Here is an 8,422-nt window from a genome sequence, read left to right as displayed (position 1 = left end):
CCTGTCCTCCCCTGTGCTGACCCGGAGCCCCGAGCTCTCAGGGTCATTCCCCTCGGACCGGTTTCCCCGATCGGTCCGCCTCCCGGTGAAGATCTCCCCTCAGCAGGGACGATCAATCCTCGCGGGGGGTCACTCGAATGAGGGGTGTTGGTCACGGAGACCGCATTTTCGAATAGGGGTTCGATAGTCTGCGGGTGACGGGTCACGCGGAACGTGCGCTTCAGGAATGTGCGCATAAGATCACGTGAGACACACAGGACATGCACATCGCATGCGAGGGCATCTACAGCGCGTGGGACGCAGGCGGCGCGCGGTGCTCCCGGGAGCGATGGCGGATACGGCAGGCACAACGGGCACGGCAGGCAGGACGCGGTTCACAGGATCGGCCGGCGCGAGCGGGAGCGAGCGGTCCGAGCGGAGCTAGGGGGGTGCCAGGATCTATGGCGCGGCGCATCGACGTGACCGGGACGGACGGCGTACGTCTCGCGGCCTGGGAGTTCGGCGACCCTCCCAAGACCGACCCCGCCAAGGAACAGGACGACGGAACGAGCGGCGTCCTCTTACTGCACGGCCTGATGGGCCGCGCCTCCCACTGGGCCTCCACCGCCCGCTGGCTCTCCGAACGGCACCGTGCCGTCGCACTCGACCAGCGCGGCCACGGCCGTAGCGACAAGCCGGTGCAGGCCGCCTTCACGCGCGAGGCGTACGTCGACGACGCCGAGGCCGCCCTCGAACAGCTCGGCCTCGCCCCGGCCGTCCTCGTCGGCCACGCCATGGGTGCGCTGACCGCCTGGCAGTTGGCCGCCAAGCGGCCCGACCTGGTGCAAGGCGTGATCATCTGCGACATGCGGGCCTCCGCGCTCGGAGCGGCCTCGCAGCGGGAGTGGGCGGACTGGTTCAAGTCCTGGCCCGTTCCCTTCGCGACGCTGGCCGACGTACGCAAGTGGTTCGGCGAGGACGACCCGTGGGTCGAGCGGCCGAACCCCGCGCGCGGCGAGTTCTACGCCGAGGTGATGCACGAGTGCGAGGACGGGTGGCGGCCGGTCTTCGAGCTGGACCAGATGCTCGCCTCCCGGGAGACGTGGGTGTACGACGCGCACTGGGAGGAGCTGGCTCAGGTGCAGTGCCCTGCGCTGGTTGTCCGTGGGCTCGACGGGGAGTTGGGGCGGGCCGAGGCGCAGGAGATGGTGCGGGTGCTGCCGCGGGGGGAGTATGCGGAGGTGGCTGACGCCGGTCACTTGGTGCATTACGACCAGCCGGACGGTTGGCGGGCCGCGATCGAGCCGTTTCTCGATGCGGTGCGCTCCGCGAGGTGACGCCGTGCGCCTATGAACTCGGTTGCTTCTGTCAGACGGCGGCTGCGGGTTGTCTGTGGTTGATCGCGCCCGCGCGGCGGAGCCGCTTATCGAACACAGCCCCGCGCCCCTCAGGGCGTTGCAGCCCTCAGCCCTTGCTCACCGCCGTAAGGATTTCCGGCAGTCGGGCCGCCGTCCGAGGCGCCGCCAAGCGGAGACCCAACAGCGTGATCGCCGCCCCGTACGCAGCGCCTCCCGGCAGCAGCAGCCACGTCCATGTGTCCCCGTTCTCGCTGACGTTCAGCCAGATCGTCACCGCGATCACGGGCGCGCACAGCAGTGCCGCCGCGATCATGCCGCCGAAGATCGAGATCCAGGCCAGGCCCGTCTGACCGGGGGCGACGTTCTTGTAGCCCTCCTGCGGGATGGAGTACGGGAAACGGGCCGACGTCCAGGCGCCCGTCGCGAGCATCGCGCCGAGGAGGGCGAAGGACAGGCCGAGGACCTCGGGAAGCTTGGGCCAGTCGCCGAGCAGAGCTGTCGTCAGGACGGTGACGAGGGCGGCGTACGGCAGGGTGATCAGGAGGAGGGCGAGGGCGCGGCCGCGCAGCTCGACGTAGGCGTCGCGAGGGGAGGAGATCGTCATGGCGACCATCCAGAACGCAGAGGTGTCCTGGCCGAACTGGTTGTACATCATGACGCCGAGCATCCCGGCGGCGAAGCAGGCGAAGTAGATCGAGCCGGTGCCCTGCAGGGCGTTGAACAGCGGCACGATCAGGCCGATGGCGAGCGAGGTCACCCAGGCCGCCTTGGTCTTCGGGTCGCGCCAGATGTAGCGCAGGCTGCGCTCCATGACGGTGCCGGTGCGGCCGGCCGGCAGGAAGCGGGCCAGTCCGGTCGAGGTCCGTTCCCGTACGGCGGCCTCGGTGGCCGCCTGGAGCGTGGAGCCGTCGGGTGAGGTCATCAGCCGCGTCAGATGCCGTGACCATACGGCGATCAGCGCAGCCAACGCACCTGCGGTCAAAGCGAGTTGGAGGAGTCCGGCGCCGTACGAGCCCTCGCTCACCGACTCCACGGCCCCGATCGCGGACGCAGGCGGCACCCACCGCAGCACGTCCGCGGCCGGATCGAGCTCGCCGAGCCCGGACGAACCCAGCCGCTGCGCCCCGAAGTTCACGGCCTGCGCCCCGATCGCGATGACGAGCCCGCTCAGCACCGCCAGATCGCGTCCCTTCCGGCTGGTCAGCAGCCGGATGTTGGCGGCGGCGACGGCCCGCGCGAGCGCCACGCACACCAGCAGGGCCAGGACGACGCCGATGACGCCGACGACGTAGGCCACCGCGCCCCGCGCCAGCGCGATCACCGAGCCGGCGAACAGGCACAGGGTGAACAGCGGGCCGATCCCCACGAGGGAGGCCGCGAGCAGGGCCCGTACCAGCGGCCGGGGACGCAGCGGCAGCATCACCAGGCGCGTCGGGTCGAGGGTCTCGTCGCCGCTGGGGAAGAACAGCGGCATCACGGCCCAGCCGAGCGCGAGCACAGCGACCAGCAGGACCACCACGGAGCCGGCGTGCGCGTTGCCGCGCAGCAGAACGAGCCCGAGGAACTGCAGGGCGGCGAAGAGGAGGACCAGGACGGCCGAGGCGACGTAGGCGGCCCGCCGCCCCGCGGACTGCCGCAGTCCGTTCCGCAGCAGGGACAGCTTCAGCCGTACGACGACTCCGGTGACGTCGGTGCTCATCGCGCCGCCCCGCCGCCCAGCCAGTCGAGGTCGCTCCCGGCGTCGCGGCCGTTCGCGCCGACGAGTTCGAGGAACGCCTGCTGCAGCGAGGCCGCGTCACCGCGCACCTCGGCGAGGGTGCCGTGGGCACGGATGCGCCCGGCGGCCATGACCGCGACCCAGTCGCACAGCGACTCGACGAGCTCCATGACGTGGGAGGAGAAGACGACGGTCGCGCCGGAGGCGGTGTAGCGCTCCAGGACGCCGCGGATGGTCTGGGCGGAGACGGGGTCGACGCCCTCGAACGGCTCGTCCAGGAACAGCACTTCGGGATTGTGCAGGAGTGCGGCCGCGAGGCCGATCTTCTTGCGCATACCGGTCGAGTAGTCGACGACCAGCTTGTGCTGGGCCCCCGCCAGATCTAGTACGTCGAGCAGTTGAGTGGCCCGCTTGTCGACCTCGGCCCCGGGCAGCCCGCGCAACCGTCCCGAGTACGCGAGCAGTTCCCGCCCGGAGAGCCGCTCGAAGAGCCGCAGCCCCTCGGGCAGCACCCCGATCCGCGCCTTCACCTCAACGGGGTCCCGCCACACGTCGTGCCCGACGACCTCGACGGACCCCTCATCGGGCCGCAGCAGCCCGGTCACCATGGAGAGGGTCGTGGTCTTCCCGGCTCCATTGGGTCCGACAAGCCCGATGAACTTGCCGGCGGGCAACTCCAGATCGATCCCGGCAACGGCGACTTGCTGCCCGAACCGCTTCCAAAGCCCACGCACACATACGGCCGACGTCATGCACGCCAACCTAAAGGGGCGCGAGGAACTGCGCGAGCAACCCCGAACAACCCGCAGTCGCCAACCTGGATCAGCCCGGCAGATGAGAAGGCGCTTTCAACGATCCCTACCGCAGGCATACGCAAGCGGTGAGATCAACTCCTCCGCATCCGGCAACCACCGATTCGCCGGCGTCGGCCGACAGGCCCACTGCACAGCCCCCCGGGATCCGAACCGAGTAGGCGGCCCGGCGACATACGCCCCCTCCCCGAGCGCCACCAGATCCAGCGACCCCACCGACCACCCCAGCTTGCGCACCAGCTCGGGCACCTTCACCGAGGCCCCCGGCAACACGAAGAAGTGCATCCGACGATCCGGCGTCAACGTCACGGGCCCGAGCGACAGCTCCATCCGCTCCATCCGCGCCAGCGCGAGGAACCCGGCCGTCTCCGGGACGGAGATCGCGTCGAAGGTCCGCCCCGTCGGCAGCAGGATCGACGCGTTCGGCTGCTTCTGCCACATCCGTCGCGCGACCGTCGCGCTCCCCGTGGCCTGTGACGCCCAGTCGGGGCGCGCGGCGTGCGCGCCGGGCGCGGGGCACGTGGCGTCGCCACAGGAGCACAGCTGCACCCCGTCGACGGCTTCCAGCCAGGTACCCGGGAACACGTCCCAGTGACGCTCCTCGGCGTAGCGAACGGCGGTCTCCAGCAGCGTTTCGCCGCGCTGCTTCGGAATCTGTGCGGCTTCGGTGGCCGGGATCGTCTCTTCCACGCTGAACACAACTCCCGCACCCACCTCGGGTTACGGCCGAAGCGCGCGCGGGGGAGGAGCACTGATTCCTCATCTGGGGCGCATGGGTGCATGTGTGGGGGCGCGCAGGAGGATCCGTGGCCCGGGCTGGGTAGCCAACTGTGGGGTCGGCTTCCGCCTTTACCCCGGCAATCCTCACAAGCCTCGCATTTTCGGTATGCCGACGGGGCATTGATCTTCACGGCCGGATCCTTTCGATGCACAGCCAGTGCCCGAAGGGCCGGATTCGGCGGTGGAAGAACGTCAACTCGGTGCGTGGGCAGGCACCGCAGCCACAGGGGGTACGCCATGGCCGCAAGGCCTCTCGTCGCGCGACAGCCGAACGAACGGCTGCAGGCGCTCATCCAGGAAGCGGGCTGCTCGAACGCAGGGCTGGCCCGCAGGGTCAACATGTGCGGCGCGGAGCACGGCCTCGATCTGCGCTACGACAAGACGTCCGTGGCGCGCTGGCTGCGCGGGCAGCAGCCGCGGGGACGGGCGCCGGCGATCATCGCCGAGGCGCTCGGCCGCAAGCTGGGCCGTACGGTCACGATCGACGAGATCGGCATGGCCAACGGCAAGAACCTCGCGTCGGGCGTAGGTCTCCAGTTCTCGCCGACGGTACTGGGGGCGATCGAGCAGGTCTGCGAGCTGTGGCGCAGCGACGTCGGGCGGCGGGACTTCCTGTCCGGCTCGTCCGTCGCCGCGTCCGCGCTGGTCGAGCCCAGCCGCGACTGGCTGATCTCGTCACCCGACTCGCAGGTGTCGCGCTCGGCGGGGCCGCGGGTGGGGCAGTCCGACGTGGCGGCGGTTCGCGCGATGACGCAGGCGCTCGTCGACCTTGATCACCAGTACGGCAGCGGGCATGTGCGCCCGGTCGTCGTGCACTACCTGAACAGCGTCGTCTCCGGGCTGCTGGCCGGGTCGTACCGGGAGGCGGTCGGGCGGGAACTCTTCGCCGCCGTCGCGCGGTTGACCGAACTCGCCGGGTACATGGCCATCGACACCGGGCAGCCGGGGCTCGCCCAGCGTTACTACATCCAGGCGCTGCGGCTGGCGCAGGCGGCGGGCGACCGGGGGTACGGCGGGTATGTGCTGGCCGCCTCCATGAGCCACCTGGCCGCGCAGCTCGGGAACCCGCGTGAGATCGCGCAGTTGGCGCGGGCGGCGCAGGAGGGGGCGCGGGGGCGCGTGACCCCGCGCGCGGAGTCCATGTTCTACGCGGCCGAGGCGCGAGGGCATGCGCTGATGGGCGACGCCCGGGCGGCCCAGGTCGCGTCCGGGCGGGCCGTGACCGCGCTGGAGACGGCGGATCCGGAGTCCGGGGACGACCCGGCGTGGATCGCGCACTTCGACGAGGCCTATCTCGCCGACGAGCTGGCGCACTGCCACCGTGACCTCGGCCAGGCCGAGGCGGCCGCGCGGCGCGCGGAGGAGTCGCTGGCGGGGCTTCCGGAGACCAAGGCGCGGCGCCGGGCGATCGGCTATGCGCTGCTCGCCACAGCACAGGTCCAGCAGCGCGAGATCGAACAGGCCTGCCACACGGGGCTGAAGGCCGTCGAACTCCTGGAGACGCTGCGTTCCAACCGGGGTGCCGAGTATCTGGAGGACTTCCAGCAGCGGCTGGAGCCGTTCCGGGACGAGCCGGTGGTAAGGGAGTTCGGGGCGCGGCTCGACCTGCAGACCGCGGCGTGAAACCAGCGGGTACGACTGCGTGAACGGCAGGGAAACGAAGGCGCCGGTGGGAAGGGAGAGCGTTAACAGCGGATTGGGGGCCGTTGCTGTTATCGCGGTCACAGGGACGCAGGTCACGTCCTTGGCCGCGTAGCAGCCGGAACGGAGGACCCGGTAGCGTGAGCCGACGATTCCGAAGGTCCCCCATTCGTAGGAGTCCCGGTGACGCAGAGTGGACAGGGCGAGGAGCCCTCGGCGCGGCAAGCGCGCGAAGGCATCGTGCTGCCCTCGGACGGTGGTGAGCCGCTGCTGCCGGGCATGACGGGCCGGCCGACGCCGATACCGGCCACGCCGCCGACGACACCCCCGCCCTCGGCGCCGCCCGGCGGCCAGGCCTGGGGCACCCCGTGGGGACCCGAGCAGCCCGCGACCCCGCCGCCGGCCGCGCCTGGCCAGGCCTGGGGGGCGCAGCCCGGTCAGTCGTGGGGCGGGCAGGAACAGCCGTACCAGGCGCAGGCGCCGGCCCCGTGGGGCGCGGCGCCTGAGGGCGCCGAGGGCATACCGTCCCAGCCGCTGCCGCCGGAGGGCGGGGCGTACGGCGGGGGCGTGCAGGGCGCACCGCCGAGCACGCCGTCGTACGGGCACGGCGGGCCGGCCGGTTCGTCGCTGCCCGCGCCGCAGCCGTCGTACGGGCAGAGCGGCGGTCCGTCCTCGGCGCCGCTGCCGCCCGCGGGCGGTCAGGCGTACGGGGCTCCGGGCGGGACTCCGCCGCTGCCGCCCGCCGGTGCGGAGACGTACGGCGCTCCCGGTGCCGGTGGGGCGCTGCCGCCTGCCCAGCAGGGCGGCCCGGGCGCGGCGCTGCCGCCCGTGCACGGCGGTTCCAACGCTCCGCTGCCGCCGGCCGCGTATGGTGCGCCCAACGCGCCCCTGCCGCACGCCGGTGCCGGGGCCGGTGGTTTCGGGGCTCCGTCGCCCCCGGCCGACGAAGGCGCCACCCAGTACATACCGCCGGTCAGTGCGGCCCCTGCGGGTGCGGACGACCAGGCCACCCGCTTCATACCGCCCGTCGGCACGCCCTCCGCGCCCGCCGCCTCCGAGGGCGCGACGCAGTACATCCCGCCGGTGGGGCCGGGCGCGTTGCCGCCCGAGGTGTCCAACGAGAGCACCCAGATCCTGGGGCGGGCCCGGCAGGGCGGCGGCGCCGGTCCCGCGGGCGGCGCCGGACCGATGCCGCAGGCGTCCGGGCCCGACGCCGACGCCACGCAGTACATCCCGCCGGTGCCAGGTCAGGCGGGCGGGGCGCCGCACGGCGGTCCGCAGCGGCAGCCGCTCTCCGACTTCGACAACCTCTTCCGCAGCGAGCCGGGCGGTGCGCCCCCGGCCGCGGCCACCCAGCAGCTGCCCCGCTTCCAGCAGCCGCCGCCGCAGCCGCAGGGCCGGCACGAGGGCGGGTACTTCCCGCCCGGCGCGGACAACCCGCACAGCCCCTACGGCCCGGGCGACGACGACGGTGGCCGAGGCGGCCGCGGCGGTCGTACGGGCTCCCGGCTGCCCCTCATCGCCGCCGTGGGCGTCGGTATCGCCGTGCTCGGCATCGGCGCGGGCGCGCTGCTCGCCGGCGGGGGCGGGGACGACGAGAAGGACGACAAGAACAGACCCGTCTCGGCCACGGCCCCGGCGACCGAGGGTTCCTCCTCGCCGTCAGCCGACCCGGCCGAGGAGCAGGCGATCGCCCTGGACAAGCTCCTCGCGGACAGCGGAGACAGCCGTACGTCCGTGATCAACGCGGTGGACGACGTGAAGTCCTGCGACAACCTCGCGCAGGCCGCCAAGGACCTGCGGGACGCGGCCGGGCAGCGCAACCAGCTGGTCACCGATTTGTCCAAGCTGAAGGTCGACCAGCTCCCGAACCACACCGAGCTGACCACCGCGCTGACCAAGGCGTGGCAGGCGTCGGCGTCCGCCGACAACCACTACGCGGCGTGGGCCGACCAGGTCGCCGGCAACGAGAAGCTGTGCAAGAAGGGCCAGGCCCGCTCCACCGGCCAGACCCAGGCCGGCAACCGCGCCAGCGGCACCGCCAGCACGCAGAAGAAATCGGCCGCGCAGCTGTGGAACACGATCGCCAAGAAGTACGGCCTGGCGGAGCGTCAGCCGACCCAGCTGTAGGACCG

The 8,422-nt window shown here is 72.1% G+C and carries 6 protein-coding genes; 3 read left to right on the top strand and 3 right to left on the bottom strand.

The window, feature by feature from the left end:
- Positions 1-440 precede the first annotated feature (440 nt).
- Positions 441-1,316 carry an alpha/beta fold hydrolase gene (locus ABD932_RS05395; protein WP_345009110.1) on the top strand — a complete coding sequence of 292 codons (876 nt, stop codon included), beginning with the start codon at positions 441-443 and terminating at the stop codon, positions 1,314-1,316.
- A 127-nt stretch (positions 1,317-1,443) separates the two neighbouring features.
- Here ABD932_RS05395 and ABD932_RS05390 read toward each other — a convergent pair whose 3' ends face one another.
- From ABD932_RS05390 to ABD932_RS05380, 3 genes are all read right to left on the bottom strand, one after another.
- Positions 1,444-3,036 (bottom strand): transporter, encoded by a 1,593-nt coding sequence (locus ABD932_RS05390; protein ID WP_345009108.1) that lies wholly within the window; start codon positions 3,034-3,036, stop codon positions 1,444-1,446.
- Positions 3,033-3,806: an ABC transporter ATP-binding protein gene (locus ABD932_RS05385; RefSeq protein ID WP_345009106.1), complete on the bottom strand. Its 774-nt coding sequence runs from the start codon at positions 3,804-3,806 to the stop codon at positions 3,033-3,035. The genes ABD932_RS05390 and ABD932_RS05385 overlap by 4 nt, the downstream gene beginning before the upstream one ends.
- 96 nt (positions 3,807-3,902) lie before the next feature.
- Complete coding sequence (locus ABD932_RS05380; RefSeq protein WP_345009103.1) at positions 3,903-4,565, bottom strand: bifunctional DNA primase/polymerase; 663 nt, start codon at positions 4,563-4,565, stop codon at positions 3,903-3,905.
- A 318-nt stretch (positions 4,566-4,883) separates the two neighbouring features.
- Between ABD932_RS05380 and ABD932_RS05375 the strand changes: the two genes are divergently transcribed.
- A complete protein-coding gene (locus ABD932_RS05375) occupies positions 4,884-6,269 on the top strand; it encodes an NsdA family TPR-like regulatory protein (RefSeq protein WP_345009101.1) in 1,386 nt (461 codons plus the stop codon).
- 201 nt (positions 6,270-6,470) lie between these two features.
- Positions 6,471-8,417 carry a hypothetical protein gene (locus tag ABD932_RS05370; protein WP_345009099.1) on the top strand — a complete coding sequence of 649 codons (1,947 nt, stop codon included), beginning with the start codon at positions 6,471-6,473 and terminating at the stop codon, positions 8,415-8,417.
- Positions 8,418-8,422: the final 5 nt, after the last annotated feature.

The organism is Streptomyces shaanxiensis, assembly GCF_039537145.1.
GTDB lineage: Bacteria > Actinomycetota > Actinomycetes > Streptomycetales > Streptomycetaceae > Streptomyces > Streptomyces shaanxiensis.
Note: the sequence above shows the minus strand (reverse complement) of the source record. Positions and strands in the feature narration are given on the sequence as shown.

What these genes read in the sequence shown, in the direction of transcription:
- ABD932_RS05390 (WP_345009108.1), bottom strand. Translation starts at nt 3,036, where the DNA reads ATGAGCACCGACGTCACCGGAGTCGTCGTACGGCTGAAGCTGTCCCTG.
- ABD932_RS05375 (WP_345009101.1), top strand. Translation starts at nt 4,884, where the DNA reads ATGGCCGCAAGGCCTCTCGTCGCGCGACAGCCGAACGAACGGCTGCAG.
- ABD932_RS05395 (WP_345009110.1), top strand. Translation starts at nt 441, where the DNA reads ATGGCGCGGCGCATCGACGTGACCGGGACGGACGGCGTACGTCTCGCG.
- ABD932_RS05385 (WP_345009106.1), bottom strand. Translation starts at nt 3,806, where the DNA reads ATGACGTCGGCCGTATGTGTGCGTGGGCTTTGGAAGCGGTTCGGGCAG.